Raw genomic sequence first — 18,848 nt, forward strand, 5'->3', positions numbered from 1 at the left:
CGGAGCGCGGAGCGCGACCCTCGGACACGGTCATGGGTGGAGCCTCTCGGGAGTGGGCGCGGCGGTGCCGGCCACCGCGGTCAGCCCGCGGAGCACCAGCTCGCGTAGCTCGACGGGCTCGAGCACGACGACGTCGGCGGCGTGCCGGGTGATCTCCTCGGCCGCGGAGTAGAGGTCGCTGAAGCCCACGGTGACCACGTCGAAGCCGGCGGGCAGCGGCAGCTCGGAGCCGGCCGGAGCGCCGCGGCGGCGCAAGGTCGGGGCCCGACCGGTCCGGATGGCCAGCACGGTGCGCTCGGTGGGGTCCCGCGGGGACAACGAGCGGGCCAGCGCGCGCAGGTCCAGCTTCTCGGGTACGGCGTAGGCCCCGGGCCGGGAGTCCCGGCGCGGCACGTCCGCGATCCGGGAGAGCTTGAACATTCGGGTGGCGTCGCGGTCGACGTCGCGTCCGATCACGTACCAGCGACCCTTGGACGCCGTCATCCCCCACGGCTCGAGGGTCCGGCGGCTGCCGTCGCGGTAGGTGAAGCTGACCCGGACCCGTTCCAGCACGGCGTTCCAGAGCGGCTCGAAGCCCGGCTCGCTGGCCTGGACGGAGGGCTCCAACGCGGCGAGCTGGGACGCGTCCGGCTCGATGCCCGCCGCCCGCAGCTTGGCCAGTGCGCTGCCGGTGGACTCGGCCATGCTGGCGTGCTGCCAGACGCGGGCGGCGACACCGACCACCGACGCCTCCTCGGCGTCCAGGTCGATCGGCGGCAGCTCGAACTCACCGGGCAGGATGCGGTAGCCGGCCTCGTCCTCGAACAGCGGGTCGAAGCTGCCCACCTCGATCGGCACCCCGAGGGCCCGCAGCTCGTCCTTGTCCCGCTCGAAGGTGCGCTCGAAGGCGGCGTCGCTCAGCCCGTGGTAGCCCTCGACGGCCTCGCGGATGCGGCTCTTGGAGAGGTAGCGGCTAGAGACCAGCAGGCAGATCGTCAGGTTGAGGATGCGCTCGGTCTTGCGCGGTGCCATCGGTGCCTACTCCTCACCCGTGCAGGGGTCTCGGGCGGCGCCAGGTTACCAGCCGGGTCGACGCGGACTCCGCTGACGGATGGCCCCTAGGCTCGGTCCGTGACCGACGACGAGATCGAGGGCCCGGAGCAGTTCTCCGCCGAGAGCCGGGAGCGGCTGCGGACCAGCGCCGCAGCCCTGACCGCGGCCCTCGAACGGCACACGGCGGCCCTGCTCGAGATGGACGGCGGGACCAGCAGCCTGCCCGCTCTGTTTGCGCTCAACGACGACATCCGCGAGGTCGCCGCGGACTGGGACGACGCGGTCTTCGAGCACACGGGAAGCTTTCCGGTGGCCATCGAGCACCTCGAGGACGAGGAGGTGGACGCCGATGACGAGGTCGAGCCCGACGGAGCAGACGCGTCGCTCCCGGTGAGCGTGTTGAGCCGCTGGGACCTCGACATCACCGACGCCGCAGCCCTCGTGCGGGCGGCCCGCGCGGCGCACCGACGGATGGACCCGTCGGAGTCCGAGGCCGACGCGCTGGCCGCCATCGGCGAGGGGCACGTCGGGCAGGCGCTCTACGCCCTCGTCCACGAGCACGGTGAGCCCTGGTTCGAGCTGCCGGGCGTCGGGATGGTCAGCGGTCACCGGACGTACCTGCGACGCGCTCCTGGCGAGCCGCCGTTGGAGGCCCTCATGCTGGACCACGACCAGCCGCCCACCGCTCCGGACGGGCAGATCCTGTTCAGCGAGTCCTGGTAGTGATCATCTGGGCGGACGGCGAGGTCACCGCGATCCGTCGGGAGTGGCCAGGTGCGGTGGAGCTGACCGTGGACCGCGATGACGACGGCGGTACCGTTCGGGCGCTCGCCTACACCTCGCTGATGGCACGGCCGGAGGTCGGGGACCGGGTGCTGCTCAACGTCGCCGCTCTCGAGCGCGACCTGGGGACCGGCGGCTACGCCCTGGTCATCGCGGCCCTCGACCCCCGAGGTGCGGTCCGCGGCCAACCGCCCCAACCGGCGGGACATCTGGTCAAGGCGCGCTACCTGCCGCTGCAGGCCATGGTCGCGGGCGCGGACGAGCAGGGCTCACCCCACCACGAGCTGCTGGCCGACGCCGACGACCTGACCGGGATGCCGGTCCTGGTCGCCGACCTGCACTCCGCGCTGACCCCCACACTCCTGGCTGTGGCGCACGACCGGCCGGGTACCCGCGTGGTCTACGTGATGAGCGACCAGGGTGCGCTGCCGCTGGCCTTCTCGCGCTCGGTCGCGGCGCTGCGTGACGCCGGGCTGCTCGCCGGCACGGTCACGGTGGGCCAGGCGTTCGGTGGTGACCTCGAGGCGGTCACGGTGCACTCCGGCCTGCTTGCCGCGCGGCTCGCGCTGGACGCCGAGCTCGTGGTGCTGAGCCAGGGACCCGGCAACCTCGGCACGGGCACCCGCTGGGGCTTCTCGGGCGTCGGCGTGGGTGAGGCGGTCAACGCCACGGCCACCCTCGGCGGCCGTCCGGTCGGGTCGCTCCGGATCTCCGCCGCCGACCCGCGGCCCCGCCACCGCGGGCTCTCCCACCACAGCCTCACCGCGTACGGGCGGGTGGCCCTGCGGCCGGCCGACCTAGCCGTCCCCGACCTCGCCGGCGCGATGGCGCTCGCCGGCATCGCCGGGCTGGACACCGTGGCCGCGCTCGCGGCCCCCGTCGAAGCGGCACTGGCCGGGCTGGGCGAGCGGCACCGCCTGATCCGGGTGCCACTCACCGGCCTCGACGAGGCGCTGCGGGGCTCCCCGCTGCCGATGTCGACGATGGGCCGCGACCTGGACGGCGACCCGGCCTACTTCCTCGCCGCCGCCGCAGCCGGCCGGCACGCGGCCACGCTCCTCGACGAGGCCGGACCGAGGCCTACTGGCCGGCCTGGGTGAAGAGCAGGTCGACGACCATCACCAGGGTCTCGCCCTTGGCGATCTTGGGGGTGGCGTTGCCGTCGGGGTAGCCGAGAGCCGGCGGGATGACCAGCAGCACGCGGCTGCCGACGGTTTGCCCGACCAGGCCCTGCTGCATGCCGGGCAGCAGGCCGGAGACCTGGTACGAGGCGGGCTTGTCGCCATAGGACTGCTCGAGCAGCTTGCCGTCGCTCCACTGCTGCCAGCGGTAGTCGAACGTGATCGTGTCGGACGCCCCGACCTTGCTGCCCTTGCCCTTGATCAGCGGCTGCACGACCAGCTTGGTCGGCGGGTCGGTCTTCGGGACCGCGATGCTCACCTTGTCGCCGGCCGCCGTCACCGTGGGCAGACCGGCCTTCGGCTTGACCGTGTCGCCGGCGGGGGCGTTCAGCTGCACGTCGACGAGGTCGACGACGAAGATGAGGGTGTCACCGACGTTGATGCCCGCCTCGGCGTTGCCGCCCGAGGAGTCGTAGCCGTCGGCACCGGGCATCGCGATCAGCACGCGGCTGCCCTTGCGCTGGCCCGTGAGGCCCTTGCTGAAGCCGGGCACGACCTGGTCGAGGGAGAACGCGACCGCCTTGCCGGTGCTGAACGACTCGTCGAACTTCTTGCCCGTCCGCCCGTCGACCCCGTAGTAGTTGACCTCGACGGTCTGGCCGGCCTTGACCACCTGGCCGTCGGAGGGGCTCAGCACCTTGGTCCGCGTCTTGTCGATGGCCCAGGGCGACTTCACCTTGACCTTCGGGCTCTTCGCGAACGCGCCGGTGGCGGTGACCGCGTCGAAGTTGTCGGACGCCTTGATCTTGGCGGCGGTCGGGGTCGCGCTCGCCGAGGGAGTGGTCGAGGCGCTCGGGGCGGCCGTGCTCGGGTCGGAGGCGGAGTCCTTGCTGTCGCCGCAGGCTCCCAGCAGCAGGACCGAGGCGCTCAGGCCGACGACGACCAGGGACTTGAGGGGGTTCAGACGCACCGGAGCACCCTACCTGGCCCAGTCAGCAAAACCTTGTGCCCGAGCAGCCGGGCCTCAGACGGGCGGTCGGCGCATCGAGGCGATCAACCGGTCGACGCGCTCGTCGTTGGACACAAACGGGTCCTTGCAGAGCACCGTCCGCTGCGCCTGGTCGTTCAGCTTCAGGTGGACCCAGTCGACGGTGTAGTCGTTGCGGCCCTCCTGGGCGGCGCGAATGAAGTCGCCGCGGAGCTTGGCCCGGGTGGTCTGCGGCGGCACCGACTTGGCCCGGAAGATCGCCGGCTCCGAGGTGACCCGGGCGGCCAGCCCCCGGCTCTCCAGGATCGAGAAGAGACCGCGGCCGCGCCGGATGTCGTGGTAGGCGAGGTCCAGCTGGGCGATCCGCGGGTCGGCGAAGCTGAGCGAGTGCTTGGCGGCGTACTGGTCGAGCAGCTTGAGCTTGATGGCCCAGTCCACCTCGGTGTCGATCAGCTCGAGCTTGTCCTCGGCGACCGCACGCAGCGTCCGCTCCCACAGGTCCAGCACCCGGTCGATCACCGGCGTGTTCAGGTTGCCGCGCTCGACGAACTCAGCCACCCGGCCGTAGTACTCCGTCTGCAGCTCCAGCGCCGAGATCCGCCGGCCGTTGGCGAGCGACACCTGCACCTGGCCGGTGCGGTCCCGGCTCATGTCGCGGATGGCCCGGATGGGGTTCTCCAGGGCGAAGTCCCGCATCGGCACGCCGGCCTCGATCAGCCGCAGCACCAGCTCGGCCGAACCGACCTTGAGCAGGGTGGTGGTCTCGCTCATGTTCGAGTCGCCGACGATCACGTGCAGCCGGCGGTAGCGCTCGGGGTCGGCGTGCGGCTCGTCGCGGGTGTTGATGATCGGCCGGCTGCGGGTGGTGGCCGAGGAGACGCTCTCCCAGATGTGCTCGGCCCGCTGGCTGACGCTGTACTCGGCGCCGCGAGCGGTGTGCAGGACCTTGCCCGCGCCACAGATCAGCTGCCGGGAGACCAGGAACGGCACCAGGACGTCGGTGATCTTCGAGAAGTCCCCGACCCGGGAGATCAGGTAGTTCTCGTGGCAGCCGTAGGAGTTGCCGTGGCTGTCGGTGTTGTTCTTGAAGAGGTAGATGTCGCCGGTGATGCCCTCCGACGCCAGCCGCTGCTCGGCGTCCACGATCAGGTCCTCGAGGATCCGCTCGCCGGCCCGGTCGTGGTTGACCAGCTGCACCAGGTCGTCGCACTCGGCGGTGGCGTACTCGGGGTGCGACCCGACGTCGAGGTAGATCCGGGAGCCGTTGCGGAGAAAGACGTTGCTGCTGCGGCCCCACGTGACGACGCGGCGGAACAGGTAGCGCGCGACCTCGTCGGGGGTCAGCCGGCGGGCACCGCCGGAGGTGCAGGCGACGCCGTACTCGGTCTCGAGCCCGTAGATCCGCCGGTCCACCGCACCTCCCTCGTTGGTCGCCCCGCCCGTACGCGTCCCGCCAGTATTACTTCTCGAGCTCGTTGACCAGGTCCAACAAGCCGCCGAGCTCGTCGCGGGTCAGGTCCCGCAGGTCTCCGCTCTTGAGGTTACCCAGCCGTACCGGGCCGATCCCGGTCCGGGAGAGCTTGCGCACGGGGTGTCCGACGGCCTCCATCGTACGGCGGACGATGTGGTTGCGGCCCTCGTGCAGCGTGATCCGGACCAGCGAGCGGTCCTCCGCCGTGGAGATCAGCTTGACCGCGCTCGGCTTGACCAGCCCGTCCTCCAACGTGATCCCCTCGCGGAGCCGCTTCACCGTCGCCGGGTGCATCACCCCGTCCACCTCGGCCAGGTAGGTCTTGGGCACCTCGTAGGACGGGTGGGCCAGCTTGTGAGCGAAGTCGCCGTCGTTGGTCAAGATCAACAGGCCGTCGGTCTCGGTGTCCAGCCGGCCGACGTGGAACAGCCGGTTCTGCTTGCCTGGCCGGCGCCCCTCGATCAGGTCGTTGAGGTTCCGCCGACCCTCGGGGTCGTCCATGGTGGAGACGACCCCGCGGGGCTTGTTGATCACCAGGTAGAGGTGCCGCCGGGGCGGCGGGATGCGCGAGCCGTCGACGCGGATGACGTCTCGTTCGGGGTCGACCCGCACCCCCTGCTCGACGACCAGCCGGCCGTTCACCTCGACGCGTCCCTCGCCGATCATGATCTCGCAGGCGCGGCGAGAGGCGATCCCCGCACCGGCGAGCACCTTCTGCAGCCGGACGCCGCCCTGCTCGCGCTCGTCGGGCTCGTAGTCCTCACTCATGGGTGTCCTCGTGGTCGTGGTCGGTCGGAACGGGTGCGGCGGCCACGGCGGACAGCTGGCTCAGCTCCGCCTCCAGCGCCTCGGCTTCGGGCAGGTGCGGGGCCAGGGCGGGCAGGTCGTCCAGCGAGGGCAGCCCCATCCGCTCCAGGAAGTAGCTGGTGGTGACGAACACGGCCGCGCCGGACTCCGGGTCCTGACCCGCCTCCTCGACGAGCCCCCGGGCCAGCAGCGTCCGGATCACCCCGTCGACGTTGACCCCGCGCACCGCCGACACGCGGCCGCGCGAGATGGGCTGGGTGTAGGCGATCACCGAGAGGGTCTCCAGCGCCGCCTGGCTGAGCCGGGCCTGCTGGCCCTCGAGCACGTACGCCGTGATGAGCTCGGCGTGCTCCTCGCGGGTGTAGTAGCGCCAGCCGCCACCCACCTGGCGCAGCTCGAAGCCCCGGCCCGTCTCGTCGTAGAAGGCGACCAGCTCGGCCAGCGCGTCCCCGACGGCGGCCTCCGGCTCGCCCACCGCGACAGCGAGCTCGGCCGTCCGCAGCGGCTCCTCGGCCAGCAGCAACAGCGCCTCGAGCGCCCCGGTGATCTCGGCCGGGCTGCGCGCCGTGGCGGCCCCACCGGAACCGGCCTCCCCGCGATTGGCCCGCGCACCATCGACGTCGTCGAGGTCGGCGTCGGTCTGGGGTCCTGCCGTCACGGTCTCGCTCATCCCTCGTCCTCGCTGCCGGTCCGGGCCGTGTCGCCCGCCGCGGGGACGTCGAACTCGTCGGAGATGTCCAACTCGCCCTCGCTCGATCCCGTCCAGCGTACGGTCAGCTCGGCCAGGGCGGCGACCTGCTCGAACGCGACGGCACCCTCCCGGTACAGCTCCAGCAGCGCCAGGAAGCGGGCGACCGTGGTCACGCGGTCCGGTGAGTCCCCGCTCAGGGAGCGGAAGGTGAGGGCACCCGTCCGCCGCAGCCGGTCCACGATCAGCCGTGCCTGGTCCCGGACGCTGACCTCCGGCGCGTGCAGGTGCGCCAGCGAGACGACCTCGGCCTGCTTGGGGGCCAACGCCCGGGCCGCCAGCGCCGCGAGGTCCTCCGGGCTCAGGTTCAGCTCGACCTCGGGCAGCAGCCGGGCGAACCGCGGCTCCAGACCGACCTGACGAGGGTGCCGGCGTGCCTGCTCGTCCAGGGTCGCGGCCAGGTAGGCCGCCACCTGCTTGAAGGCGCGGTACTGCAACAGCCGGGCGAACAGCAGGTCCCTCGCCTCCAGCAGGGCGAGGTCCTCCGGGTCGTCCACCTCACCCGAAGGCAGCAGCCGGGCGGCCTTGAGATCCAGCAGGGTGGCCGCGACGACCACGAACTGGCTGGTCTGGTCGAGGTCCCAGTCGGCGCCTGCGGCCTTGATGTGGGCGAGGAAGTCGTCGGTCACCCGGGAGAGCGAGATCTCGGTGATGTCCAGCTTGTGCCGCGCGATCAGCTGCAGCAGCAGGTCGAAGGGGCCGTCGAAGTTCCTCAGGTGGACCGAGAAGGGCGCGGGTCGGTCGCCCCGTTCCTCCGGAGGCAGCAGCTGGGGGGGACGCCGGGGAGCCGGCCTCACGAGGCGGAGAGCCGCCGGACCAGCTCCGACTCCGGCCCGTGCCGCTCGAGGTCCTCGAGGAGGGCGGCAATCGCCTCACGGACGATCCGGCCACGGTCCACAGCCATCAGGTGCTGGCTCCGGAGCGTCAGCCGGGCCTGCTCGAGCGCCAGCAGCTCGTCGCGGCTGACGTAGACGGTGATCTTCTCGTCGTGCCGGACCCGGCCCGAGCCGCGCGCGACGTCGGACGCCGGCGCGTCCGGGGGCGGCTCCGGCGGTGACGGCGCGATCGGCGCATCGTCGACCGGGTCCGGCTGGGTCGGCCGGAACAGCTCGGACGCGCCCGGCAGGCTCACCCGACGCGGCATCGGGCCAGGACCTCCCGCGCCAGCAGCCGGTACGCCTCGGCGCCCGGCGAGCTGGTGGCGTACGTGGTGATGGGTTCGCCGGCCACGGTGGTCTCGGGGAACTTGACCGTACGCCGGATGACGGTGTGGAAGACCTGGTCGCCGAAGGCCTGCACGACCCGTTCCAGCACCTCGCGGCTGTGCAGCGTCCGGGGGTCGTACATGGTGCCGAGGATCCCGAGGGCCTCCAGCCGCGGGTTCAGCCGGTCCTGGACCTTGGCGATGGTGTCGGTCAGCAGCGCGATCCCGCGCAGGGCGAAGAACTCGCACTCCAGCGGCATGATGACCTTGTCCGCGGCGGTCAGCGCGTTGACGGTGAGCAGGCCCAGGCTGGGCGCGCAGTCGATCAGGATGAAGTCGTACCGCGGCTTGGCCGGCTCCAGCACCCGCAGCAGCGTCTGCTCCCGCGCCACCTCCGAGACCAGCTGGATCTCCGCGGCGGAGAGGTCGATGTTGCTGGGCAGGATGTCGAGGCCGGGGACGTTGGTGGCGTCGATCACCTCCTCCAGGGTGGTGTCGCGGCCCAGCAACAGGTTGTAGACGCTGCGCTCGAGCGTGTGCGGGTTGACCCCGAGACCCACCGACAACGAGCCCTGCGGGTCGAAGTCCACCAGCAGCACCTTGCGGCCCAGCTCGGCCAGCGCGGCACCCAGGTTGATCGTGGTGGTCGTCTTCCCGACGCCACCCTTCTGGTTGCACAGCGCGATCACGACCGCCGGGCCACCCGTGGCCGGCGACGGCTCGGGCAGGTCCGGCCAGGGCCGGCCGGTGGGGCCGACGGCGGCAGGTTCGGGTGGGGCCGGGAGCAACGGCTCGGGGATCAGCGCCTCCTCGAGCACGGGCGCGCCGGGCACGACGAACTCCCCCTCGCGCGCGGACCCCTCGGCCGGGTCGAACAGGCCACTGAGGTCCGTCGTCGCGCCGGGCGCCCCGCCGCGGCCGTCGGGCTGTTCCACTCGGGCTCTCCTCGCTCCGGCGCCGCCAGGGCTCGGGCACCATCCGGCCGGCACGGTGAGGCCCGGCTGCGCCGCCGGGGGGCAGACGCTCCGGGGCAGCCTAGTACGCGCGGGGATGCGAGGTCAGGTAGACCTCGCGGAGGTGGTCGACGGTCACCAGGGTGTAGATCTGCGTCGTGGTCACCGAGGCGTGGCCCAGCAGCTCCTGGACCACCCGGACGTCGGCCCCCCCGTCGAGCAGGTGGGTGGCGAAGGAGTGCCGCAGCGAGTGCGGTGAGACCTCGGCGTCGATGCCGGCCCTCGCGGCCACGGCGCGCAGCACCGCCCAGGCGCTCTGCCGGGAGAGCCGGGTGCCGCGGCTGTTCAGGAACAGCGCCGGACCGCCCGGTCCGGCGTCGGCCAGCGCGGGCCGGGCGCGAACCAGGTAGGAGGCCAGGGCCGCGCGGGCGTAGGAGCCGACGGGGACCACGCGCTGCTTGTTCCCCTTGCCGAGCACCCGGAGGCCCGGCGCCTCCTCGGGCTCGGCCTCGAGCAGCCGGGTCACGTCGTCGACGTCCAGCCCGACCGCCTCGGAGATCCGGGCGCCTGTGCCGTAGAGCACCTCGAGCAGGGCGGCGTCGCGCAGCCCGGCTGCGGTGTCGGTCGCCGCGGCGTCGAGCATCGCCTGCACCTGGTCGAGCCGCAGCGCCTTCGGCAGCCGCCGTCGGGGGGTCGGGGGGTGGACGTCGGTGGCCGGGTCGTGGTCGGTCACGCCCTCCTCGACCGCGAACCGGTGCAGGCCGCGTACCGCGACGACCGCCCGGGCGACGCTGGCCGGGGCGAGCGGCGGCTCCAGCCACGGCGGGCCGTCGTCGCTCTCGGTGACCGGCGCGGGCACCCCTTCGCGGAGCCGGACGGCGAAGGCGCCGACCTGCTCGGCGGTCACCTCGTCGACCGTCCGGACTCCCAGGCCGACCAAGTGGTCGACGTAGCGGCCCAGGTCGCGCCGGTAGGCCGCCACGGTGTGCCGGGAGACCCCACGTTCCACCACCAGGTGGTCGAGGTAGGTCTGCACCAGTCGCGCCAGCCCCTGCTCGGCCGGCCCGCTCCGCGGCAGGTCAGGCGAGGACGTCGGCGAGCTCGGTGTGCGGGACGCCGTGGGCGGCGGCCACCGGAGCGCTGACCAGCGCACCGTCGTGGGTGTTCAGGCCCAGAGCCAGGGCCGGGTCGGCGCGGAGCGCGTCCCGCCAGCCCCGGTCGGCCAGGCTCACCGCGTAGGGCAGGGTCACGTTGGTCAGGGCGTAGGTCGAGGTGTTCGGCACCGCGCCGGGCATGTTGGCCACGCAGTAGAAGACCGACCCGTGCACCCGGTAGGTCGGCTCGGCGTGGGTCGTGGGCCGGCTGTCCTCGAAGCAGCCGCCCTGGTCGATCGCGATGTCGACCAGCACGCTTCCGGGCTTCATCCGGGCCACCAGCTCGTTGCTGACCACGGTCGGCGCCTTGGCCCCCGGGACCAGCACGGCTCCGATCACCAGGTCGGCGTCCAGCACCGCCCGCTCCACCTCGTAAGCGTTGGAGGCCACGGTCTGCAGGTGGCCCTGGTAGATCTTGTCGGCGTCGCGCAGCTTGTCGATGTTGCGGTCCAGCAGCAGCACCTCGGCCTGCATCCCGAGCGCGATCGCGGCGGCGTTCATCCCGGAGACCCCGGCCCCGATCACCACGACCTTGGCGGCGTAGACACCGGAGACGCCGCCCATCAGGGTGCCGCGGCCGCCGCCCTGGGCCATCAGGTGGTAGGCGCCGACCTGCGGGGCCAGCCGGCCGGCCACCTCGCTCATCGGCGCCAGCAGGGGCAGCGCGCCGCCGACCCCGTTGGGCCCGGGCAGCTGCACCGTCTCGTAGGCGATGCCGGTGACCCTGCGCTCCAGCAACGCCTGCGTGCAGGCGGAGTTGGCGGCCAGGTGCAGGTAGGTGAAGAGCAGCTGGCCCGGCTGCATCCGGCCGTACTCCTCGGCGACCGGCTCCTTGACCTTCATGATCATCTCGGCCTCGCCCCAGACCTGATCATGGTCGGAGATGATCTTGGCCCCCGCGGCGGCGTACTCGTCGTCGAGGATCGAGGAGCCGACCCCGGCGCCGGACTGCACCAGCACGTCGTGCCCGTGCCGGACGAGCTCGTGGACCCCGGACGGGGTGATCGCCACCCGGTACTCGTGGTTCTTGATCTCGGTGGGAACTCCGACCAGCATGGGTGCTCGCCCTCCTCGGATCGCCTGCCCGCCTCGCGCTCCCGAGCATAGACTCACCGGTCCGCCCGAGACCGCCGGAGCGCGGTCCCCGGGCGGGTGGCGCAGGGCCGAGGGCGGGAGCCACCGAGCTCAGTCCCGCAGCGGGATGCCCTTCGCGTCGGTGGCGAAGCTGGGCGAGCGGGTCAAGATCAAGATGCCCTCGATCAACGCCCAGACGGAGGTGACGATGCTGCCGAGACCCAGCGTGAGCACAGTGATCAACAGCTGCGTGACGGCGATGCCCGTGCGGCCCAGGTAGAAGTTGTGGATGCCCAGCGTGCCCAGGAAGATCGCCAGCAGCCCGGCGGCGACCCGGGACTTCTGCGCGTTGTAGAGGCTCTGCTGGTACGCGAGCTGGCGCGGGTCGACCGGCTGCAGGTAGACCGCCGGCTGGTACGGGGCCGACGGGTAGGGGGCCGGCTGGTAAGGGGCCTGCGGGTACTGCTCGTACGGGTTGGGTTCGCCGTAGCCGGCGGGATCGGGCACCGACTGGCCGTAGCCCTGGGGTGGCGTGTACGGCGCCGGGTAGCGACTCTGCGGGTGCGGCTCGGCGAAGCCGGGCTGGGCCGGTCGGGGGTCGAGCGGGACCGTGGGCTCGGGCTCGTACGGCGAGCGCATCGGATCCGACATGGCCCCAGTGTTCCACGCCGTGGGGCCGCCCGCAGGAGGGTGCGCGAGTCAGCCCGCGATGGCCGCGAGCAGGGACTCCCGAGCGGGCCAGCCGGCGTCCGCGGGTCGGAGTGGCGCCCAGCCGCGGGTCCGGGCCGCCTCGGCGGCGAGCACGCCGGAGACCAGGCTCGGGCTGTGCAGCCGGCCGGCGAGGACCGCTTCCACCAGGTCGGACAGCGAGGCCCAGACGACGTCCATGTCGGCCTCCTCACCCTCGCGGACGAAGCCGTCGGGCGCCCTGGTCGAGGCCAGGTCGCGGGCCAGGTAGATGCGGATGGACTCCCCGAGGATGCCGGGGGTGGAGAACAGGTCGACCAGCACGTGCCAGGTCGCGGCGGCGAGGTCGACCTCCTCGGCCAGCTCCCGCTGCGCTCCCACGAGGTAGTCCTCGCCGCTGATGTCGAGCAGCCCGGCCGGCGGCTCCACCAGCCGGTGCCGGACGGGATGGCGGTACTGCCGCACCAGCGCGACCCGCTCCTCGGCGTCCAGCGCGATCACCGCGACCGCGCCGGGGTGCCGCAGGTACTCGCGCTTGATCGTGAGACCGTCCGGGGTCGTGATCTCGTCCTGCACGAAGTCGGCGATCTGGCCGTGGCCGAGCACGTTCGTGCCGGTGACCGGCCAGCTGAGGGCGACGTCGAGCAGCTCGGCCGAGGACAGCACCCTCACGGGCGCTCCCCCACCGGCAGCCGGGTCGACAGCTTGCGGTCCAGCGCCGCCTCGACGAGGCCGACGAACAGCGGGTGCGGCCGGGTGGGCCGCGACTTGAGCTCCGGGTGTGCCTGGGTGGCGACGAAGTAGGGGTGGACGTCGTCCGGCAGCTCGATGAACTCCACCAGCCGCGAGTCCGGTGAGGTCCCGCTGATGACCAGTCCGGCCTCCTCGAGCCGGTCCCGGTAGGAGTTGTTGACCTCGTAGCGGTGCCGGTGCCGCTCGGTGACCTCGGAGCGGCCGTAGCGCTTGGCCACCACCGACCCGGCCACCAGCTCGGCCGGGTAGGAGCCGAGCCGCATCGAGCCGCCGAGGTCGCCGCCGCCGTTCACGATGGCCACCTGCTCGGCCATGGTGGCGATCACCGGGTGCGGCGTCTCCGGGGTGAACTCGCTCGAGTCCGCACCCTCGAGGCCGGCGAGGTTCCGCGCGACCTCGATCACCATGCACTGCAAGCCGAGGCAGAGGCCGAGGATCGGCACCTGGTGCTCGCGGGCGTAGCGGACCGCGCCCACCTTGCCCTCGACGCCGCGGATGCCGAACCCGCCGGGGATGACGATGCCGTCCACGTCGCCCAGCAGCCGGGCCGCGCCCTCGGAGCTCTGGCACTCATCGGACTGGACCCAGCGGATCTGCACCCGGGCCCGGTTGGCGAACCCACCGGCCCGCAGCGCCTCGCTGACGGAGAGGTAGGCGTCCGGCAGGTCGATGTACTTGCCGACCAGAGCGACCACCACCTCCTCCTTGGGGTGGTGGACGCGGTCGAGCAGGTCGTTCCAGCGCGTCCAGTCGACGTCGCGGAAGCGCAGGTCGAGGCGGCGGACCACGTACGCGTCCAGACCCTCCCGGTGCAGCACCTTGGGGATGTCGTAGATGCTCGGCGCGTCCACACAGGCCACGACGGCCTGCTCGTCGACGTCGCACATCAGCGAGATCTTGCGCTTGACCGACTCCGGGATCTCGCGATCGGAGCGGCAGACGACCGCGTCCGGCTGGATGCCGACCTGGCGCAGCGCGGCCACGGAGTGCTGGGTGGGCTTGGTCTTCAGCTCACCGCTGGGTCCGATGTAGGGCACCAGCGAGACGTGCAAGAAGAAGACGTTCTCGCGGCCGACGTCGTGGCGGACCTGGCGCGCGGCCTCGAGGAAGGGCAGCGACTCGATGTCGCCGACGGTGCCGCCGATCTCGTGGATGACCACGTCGATGTCGGCACCCCCCATGGCGAGCATGGAGTCCTTGATCTCGTTGGTGATGTGCGGGATGACCTGGACGGTGTCGCCGAGGTAGTCCCCGCGACGCTCCTTGGCGATCACCGAGGAGTAGACCTTGCCGGTGGTCACGTTGGCCTCGGCGGAGAGGTCGACGTTCAGGAAGCGCTCGTAGTGGCCGACGTCCAGGTCGGTCTCGGCGCCGTCCTCGGTGACGAAGACCTCACCGTGCTGGAACGGGTTCATGGTGCCCGGGTCGACGTTCAGGTACGGGTCCAGCTTCTGCATGGACACCTGCAGGCCGCGCGCCACCAGCAGCGAGCCGAGGCTGGACGCCGTCAGACCCTTGCCCAGCGACGAGGCGACTCCGCCGGTGACGAACAGATGCTTGGTGTACTTCTCGCGGGCTCCCACGGGCCTCCAGCCTACGTCGGGCGGCGCCCCCGGGTCGAATGACCCGCCGCGTGCTCGGTGACCAGGGCAGCGTACGTCGCCCCGAGATCCTCGGCGACCCGGTCCTCGTCGGGCCAGCGCGCCGCCCGCTGCAGTCCGGCCTCGCGCAGCGCGCCCAGCCGGTCGGGGTCCTCCAGCACCGCGCGGATCAGGGCGGCGGCACCCGACACGTCGTCGAGGGGGAACAGCACAGCGGCGTCACCCACCAGCTCGGGGATGCCCCCGACGCGGGTGCTGAAGAGCGGCACCCCGGCGAGCAACGCCTCCTGCGCCACCAACGCGCGCGCCTCCCAGGTGGACGTGAGCAGCACGCCGTCGGCGGCCCCGAGCAGGGACGCCACGTCGTCGCAGCGACCGAGCAGGCGGACGGGCAGGCCCTCGGCGCGGACCCTTCGGTCCAGCTCGTCGTGGAGGGGTCCATCGCCGGCGATCGCGAACCGCAGCCGCGGATCAGCCCCCAGGAAGGCCGCGAGGTCGAGGACCATGCCCAGATTCTTCTGCGGGGCGAGCCGGCCGACGGTGACGAGCAGCCGGTCGGCGTCCTCGAGCCCGAGTGAGGCGCGGTAGGTCGACCGAGGGATCGTCGGCGCCGGCAGCGTGGGAGCGGCCACTGGCCCGAGCTCAGCCCGGCGAGCGCCACAGGCCCGGGCCGTCTCGACCAGATCGCTGCTGGCGCCCAGCGTCAGGTCGGCGCCGCGCGCGACGAGCTCCTGCAGCAGTCGACCGGCGACGGCGTGCCGCCCGGAGCCCAGGAGGGCCCCTGAACTCAAGATCGCGTTGTGCCAGGTGACCACCAGTGGGGTGCGGCCCAGCCGCGCCCAGGGCAGGGCTCGGACGCCGGCCTGGTAGCCGTGCGCGTGCACCACGTCGACCCTCGCGACGTCGGGGAGATGACGGAGCGCCTCGACCCGGGCCGCGCCGAAGTCGTGCGCCAGGACCGTGACCGGCGGGCAGTACACGGTCACCTCGTGACCCTGCGCGACCAGCCGGGGGACCAGGCTGGCCACGTGCCGGCCGATCCCGCCCGTGCTGGCCCCCAGCACCTCAGCGATGCGCACTGGTGGCCTCCGAACCGGGAGCGGCCGCCCCACGCAGCGCCAGGACCGCCCGCAGCAACGGCCGGTCGAGCACGGCCAGCACGGCCACGAACACCGCCGTGCAGCCAGCCGCGACGGCCACGCCCCCAGCCAGGGCGGCCCCCAGTCCGACCTCAGCCAGCCGGTCCGCCGGCCACCAGAGGGCGGCCACGGCGACCACGGCCGCCACCCCGCCGGTCAGCAGCGGCCGGCCCAGCCCGAGGGGACCCGTGACCCCGCGACGCAGCCGCGACCAGCCGACGACGGCGCCCGCCACCATCCCGGCGGAGACGCCGGCCGCGACCCCGGTGACCAGGGCGCCGGCGGGCAGCACCAGCCGCAGGGCGGCGACGACGACGATCACGGCCGCCCAGCCGGTCCCCGTGGCCAGCCCGGAGTCGCGGGCCCGGTGCTGGGCCAGCAGCGTCCGGGAGGCGAGTCCCAGCAGCGCGAAGCCGACGACCGCCGGAGCGAACGCCGCGATCGGCCCGGCCAGGGCGTCGGTCCGGCCTGAACCGGGACCGAGGACGAACACCCGGGCCACCGGGACGGCGGTCGCCGCGAGCACGGCGGCCCCGAGCCACGCCAACGCCACCACCGGCGGCACCACCGCCGTCAGCGCCCGTCCGAGGCCGCCCGGCCCACCGGCCGCCGCCGCCGTCAGCCGGGGAAAGGCCAGCTGCAGCAGCGGGGCCACCAGCACGGCGTAGGGCAGCAGGTAGAGGGCGTTCGCCCAGGTGAACCGGGTGAGGGCGCCGGCGTCGCCGCTGTGCTGGGTGGCCCAGCTGATCAGCAGCACGCTGAGCTGCTGCAGCACCAGGCCGACGAGGCCGGCCGCCGCGATCCGGACGATCACCGAGCGGTCGCCCGCGGCGAACCGCAGGCGGGGCCTCAGCCGGACCCCCAGCCGGGCCAGCGGCAGCAGCGTGCAGCCGGCCAGCACCAGCACGCCCAACGTGGTCCCCCACCCCAGCGCGGCGGTCGCACGGCTGGTCAGGGCGGCGAGGTCGTCGCGGGAGGCGGCGGGCGCGACCGCGGCGTAGGCCAGATAGGCCGCGATGACCACCACGCTGGAGAGCAGCGGCGCGAGGGCGGCCGCGAGGAACCGTGAGTGGGCCTGCAGCACACCCGCGCTGACCACCGCCAGCCCGTACAGCCAGACCTGCGGAGCGAAGGCCACGAGCAGCGCCGCGACGGTGCCGGCACTGCCCGCGCACGCAGTGGTTGCGAACAGCCGCCCGTACAGCGGAGCCCCGACCAGGGCCAGCAGGGCCGCGGGGGTGAGCACCAGCAGCGTCCAGGTGAGCAACGCCGAGACGGTCTGCGCGGTCTCGTCGCGACGGTCGGCCGCGACATGCCGCGCCACCACGGGCACCACCACGCCAGCGAGCACCCCACCGGCGACGATCTCGAACAAGATGTTGGGCAGGGAGTTGGCGACGTTGTACGCATCTCCCAGGCAGGTGTCCCCGACCGTCTTGGAGAAGACGAGTGAACGGCCGAAACCCACCACCCGGGCCGCCAGCGTCAGGGTCGCGAGACTCAGGACGAGCGAGCCGGCGCCGCGCATCCTCAGCCGACCCCGCTCGAATCGACGGAGGGTCGGCCGAGGGCATCCAGCCGGCGCAGCCAGGGCGTCCGCTCGATCACCGCGGTGAAGCTGACCCGCTCGCTGGCTGCGTTCAGGGCCAGCACGCCGACGAGGGCCAGCACCCGGGCCGGCCGCGGCAAGGCGGTGCTCGCCGCGGTGGCCAGGCCGGCACCCAGGGCGTTCGCTCCGCAGTCGCCCAGCATCGCCCGGCCCCGCAGGTCGGCGGGCAGCGAACCGGCGACGGCGCCAAGCAGCGGAGGGATTCCCAGCGCCCCGGGCCGCGCGACCGCCAGGGCCAGGCCCAGCATCCCGACGACCTTGGCGGCCCGTCCCGGCCGCAGGTCGAGCAGGTTCACGAGGTTGGCGGTGGCCGCGATCAGCGTGCTGTCCAGGGCGAGGTCGAGCAGCCGACCGCCGGGCTCCCGGCCCGGCCTGGTGATCAGCAGCGCGGCAGCCGCCACACCGCTCAGCCCGACGCCGATGATCTTGACCATCCCGGTGGTCAGCCGGCCCTCGCGCAGCGCTCGCAGGTGACCGCGGAAGCCACGGGCCTGGCTCGACCCGTACAGGTCGTCGTAGGCGCCGACCAGCCCGGAGCCGACCACGGCCACGGCCAGCGCCGCCGTCTCGCGGCTGCGACGGTGGGCCGGTACCGCCAGCCCCACCAGGACGGCGGTGACCGCGACCGGTCCCTCCAGCAGGGTCACCGGCGCGCCGGCGTGGTTCGTCCGCCGCCACCGGGAACCCGGGTCGGCCGGACGGCGGAGGGCCAGCGCCAGACCGCCGGACGCCGTCCCGGCCGCAGCCACCGCACCGAGCAGGTCCGGCATCCTCAGCGCACCGGCAGGGTCGGCAGCGGCGCGTCGGCCTTGGTCAGGGCGCCGTAGTGACCCGGCCGGCCAAGGAGCTGCTCCTGGCCCGCCAGCACGGTGGTGGTGACGCCGCTGGGCAGGTCGGCCACGTCCACCGTGCTCAGCCGGGCCGCGGCGGCCCCGTCGGACCGGACGGCGAGCACGTCGGTGCCCTCGATGGCGTCGCTGTCCGGACCGGCGACGACCACGCCGCCGGAGTGCTCGAGCAGGGCCACGTCGGCTTGCACGTGCGCCTGCAGCACATCGGGCGACAGCTGCGGGCTGGCGGCGGGGGCGCTCACCACGATGACCAGCTCGGCCCGTCGGGTGGAGTCGGAGCTGATCGTGGCCAGGCCGGCCTTCTCCAGCGCGTTCCCCACCGCCATCGCCGACTCGTCCCGCTCCTGCGGTGTCTTGGCCGCGACCGAGAAGCTCAGGGCGCGGCCGAATCGGGTGGCCGACGTCATCGTGTCCGTCAGCCCGACCTCGCTCTGGAAGGGCTGGACGGCGGCCTCGACGGCGTCGGCCTTGGTGGCGTCGAAGGCCTTCTCGTCGACCTTGACCGAGCGGACGACGGTTCCTCCGGAGTCGGCCACCGCCTTGCTGATGTCGGACACCACCCCGCCCGGAGCGCCCGGCATCGACACCACAGCCACGCCCACGCCACTGAGCGCCGTCAGGCTGACCTGGGCGCCCACGCGGGTGGCCCAGGCGTCCCGGTACTTGTCGAGGGCGTTGACCTGGTCGAGCTGGGCCCGCAGCTCCACGACCTGCTTGCGGTCCTGGTCGGCCTGCTCGTTGAGCCCCTCGCTCACCGACGGGCCCAGCGACACCCCGGCGGCGATGCCCACGGCCAGAGCCAGGAACACCGCCATCAGCGAGACGATGTGGTACCGGAAGTTGATCACCGTGCTCGCCGCACGGAGAAGGTGG

The 18,848-nt window shown here is 73.0% G+C and carries 19 protein-coding genes; 2 read left to right on the forward strand and 17 right to left on the reverse strand.

The window, feature by feature from the left end; all coding sequences use genetic code 11:
* Positions 1–30 precede the first annotated feature (30 nt).
* On the reverse strand, positions 31–1,011 hold the full coding sequence (locus tag ACFE7W_RS17945) for a helix-turn-helix transcriptional regulator (RefSeq protein WP_375426193.1): 981 nt from the start codon (positions 1,009–1,011) through the stop codon (positions 31–33).
* A gap of 99 nt (positions 1,012–1,110) precedes the next feature.
* Between ACFE7W_RS17945 and ACFE7W_RS17950 the strand changes: the two genes are divergently transcribed.
* Both ACFE7W_RS17950 and ACFE7W_RS17955 read left to right on the forward strand, forming a co-directional pair.
* Positions 1,111–1,755 carry a hypothetical protein gene (locus ACFE7W_RS17950; RefSeq protein ID WP_375426194.1) on the forward strand — a complete coding sequence of 215 codons (645 nt, stop codon included), beginning with the start codon at positions 1,111–1,113 and terminating at the stop codon, positions 1,753–1,755.
* Entirely contained in the window at positions 1,755–2,915 is a 1,161-nt protein-coding gene (locus ACFE7W_RS17955; protein ID WP_375426195.1) for a DUF3866 family protein, read from the forward strand. The genes ACFE7W_RS17950 and ACFE7W_RS17955 overlap by 1 nt, the downstream gene beginning before the upstream one ends.
* Here ACFE7W_RS17955 and ACFE7W_RS17960 read toward each other — a convergent pair.
* The 16 genes from ACFE7W_RS17960 to ACFE7W_RS18035 form a co-directional block, all read right to left on the reverse strand.
* Positions 2,896–3,906 carry an FKBP-type peptidyl-prolyl cis-trans isomerase gene (locus ACFE7W_RS17960; RefSeq protein ID WP_375426196.1) on the reverse strand — a complete coding sequence of 337 codons (1,011 nt, stop codon included), beginning with the start codon at positions 3,904–3,906 and terminating at the stop codon, positions 2,896–2,898. The genes ACFE7W_RS17955 and ACFE7W_RS17960 overlap by 20 nt on opposite strands.
* Positions 3,907–3,960: 54 nt before the next feature.
* Positions 3,961–5,337, reverse strand: coding sequence for a Pup--protein ligase (gene pafA / locus ACFE7W_RS17965; protein ID WP_375426197.1), 1,377 nt, complete (start codon positions 5,335–5,337; stop codon positions 3,961–3,963).
* A 46-nt stretch (positions 5,338–5,383) separates the two neighbouring features.
* A complete protein-coding gene (locus ACFE7W_RS17970) occupies positions 5,384–6,163 on the reverse strand; it encodes a pseudouridine synthase (RefSeq protein ID WP_375426198.1) in 780 nt (259 codons plus the stop codon).
* The gene (gene scpB / locus ACFE7W_RS17975) at positions 6,156–6,872 is read right to left on the reverse strand and encodes an SMC-Scp complex subunit ScpB (RefSeq protein WP_375426199.1); all 717 of its coding nucleotides are present in this window, start codon (positions 6,870–6,872) and stop codon (positions 6,156–6,158) included. The genes ACFE7W_RS17970 and scpB overlap by 8 nt, the downstream gene beginning before the upstream one ends.
* Complete coding sequence (locus ACFE7W_RS17980) at positions 6,869–7,717, reverse strand: segregation and condensation protein A (RefSeq protein WP_375426229.1); 849 nt, start codon at positions 7,715–7,717, stop codon at positions 6,869–6,871. Before ACFE7W_RS17980 ends, scpB begins: the two co-directional genes overlap by 4 nt.
* Before the next feature lie 26 nt (positions 7,718–7,743).
* Entirely contained in the window at positions 7,744–8,094 is a 351-nt protein-coding gene (locus ACFE7W_RS17985; protein ID WP_375426200.1) for a hypothetical protein, read from the reverse strand.
* Complete coding sequence (locus tag ACFE7W_RS17990; protein ID WP_375426230.1) at positions 8,079–8,957, reverse strand: ParA family protein; 879 nt, start codon at positions 8,955–8,957, stop codon at positions 8,079–8,081. Before ACFE7W_RS17990 ends, ACFE7W_RS17985 begins: the two co-directional genes overlap by 16 nt.
* 232 nt (positions 8,958–9,189) lie before the next feature.
* Positions 9,190–10,143, reverse strand: coding sequence for a site-specific tyrosine recombinase XerD (locus ACFE7W_RS17995; RefSeq protein WP_375426201.1), 954 nt, complete (start codon positions 10,141–10,143; stop codon positions 9,190–9,192).
* 43 nt (positions 10,144–10,186) lie between these two features.
* Complete coding sequence (gene ald / locus ACFE7W_RS18000; protein ID WP_375426202.1) at positions 10,187–11,317, reverse strand: alanine dehydrogenase; 1,131 nt, start codon at positions 11,315–11,317, stop codon at positions 10,187–10,189.
* Positions 11,318–11,446: 129 nt separating this feature from the next.
* On the reverse strand, positions 11,447–11,986 hold the full coding sequence (locus ACFE7W_RS18005; protein ID WP_375426203.1) for an NINE protein: 540 nt from the start codon (positions 11,984–11,986) through the stop codon (positions 11,447–11,449).
* 48 nt (positions 11,987–12,034) lie between these two features.
* Entirely contained in the window at positions 12,035–12,688 is a 654-nt protein-coding gene (locus ACFE7W_RS18010) for an NUDIX domain-containing protein (protein WP_375426231.1), read from the reverse strand.
* 2 nt (positions 12,689–12,690) lie between these two features.
* Positions 12,691–14,358 carry a CTP synthase gene (locus tag ACFE7W_RS18015; RefSeq protein WP_375426204.1) on the reverse strand — a complete coding sequence of 556 codons (1,668 nt, stop codon included), beginning with the start codon at positions 14,356–14,358 and terminating at the stop codon, positions 12,691–12,693.
* An 11-nt stretch (positions 14,359–14,369) separates the two neighbouring features.
* A complete protein-coding gene (locus ACFE7W_RS18020) occupies positions 14,370–15,455 on the reverse strand; it encodes a glycosyltransferase family 4 protein (RefSeq protein WP_375426205.1) in 1,086 nt (361 codons plus the stop codon).
* Complete coding sequence (locus tag ACFE7W_RS18025) at positions 15,442–17,043, reverse strand: lipid II flippase MurJ (protein WP_375426206.1); 1,602 nt, start codon at positions 17,041–17,043, stop codon at positions 15,442–15,444. Before ACFE7W_RS18025 ends, ACFE7W_RS18020 begins: the two co-directional genes overlap by 14 nt.
* Positions 17,044–17,045: 2 nt before the next feature.
* On the reverse strand, positions 17,046–17,894 hold the full coding sequence (locus ACFE7W_RS18030; RefSeq protein ID WP_375426207.1) for a hypothetical protein: 849 nt from the start codon (positions 17,892–17,894) through the stop codon (positions 17,046–17,048).
* 2 nt (positions 17,895–17,896) lie between these two features.
* A complete protein-coding gene (locus ACFE7W_RS18035; protein WP_375426208.1) occupies positions 17,897–18,823 on the reverse strand; it encodes a copper transporter in 927 nt (308 codons plus the stop codon).
* Positions 18,824–18,848 lie beyond the last annotated feature (25 nt).

It is taken from the genome of uncultured Friedmanniella sp. (genome assembly GCF_964244285.1).
Classification (GTDB): Bacteria; Actinomycetota; Actinomycetes; order Propionibacteriales; family Propionibacteriaceae; genus Microlunatus.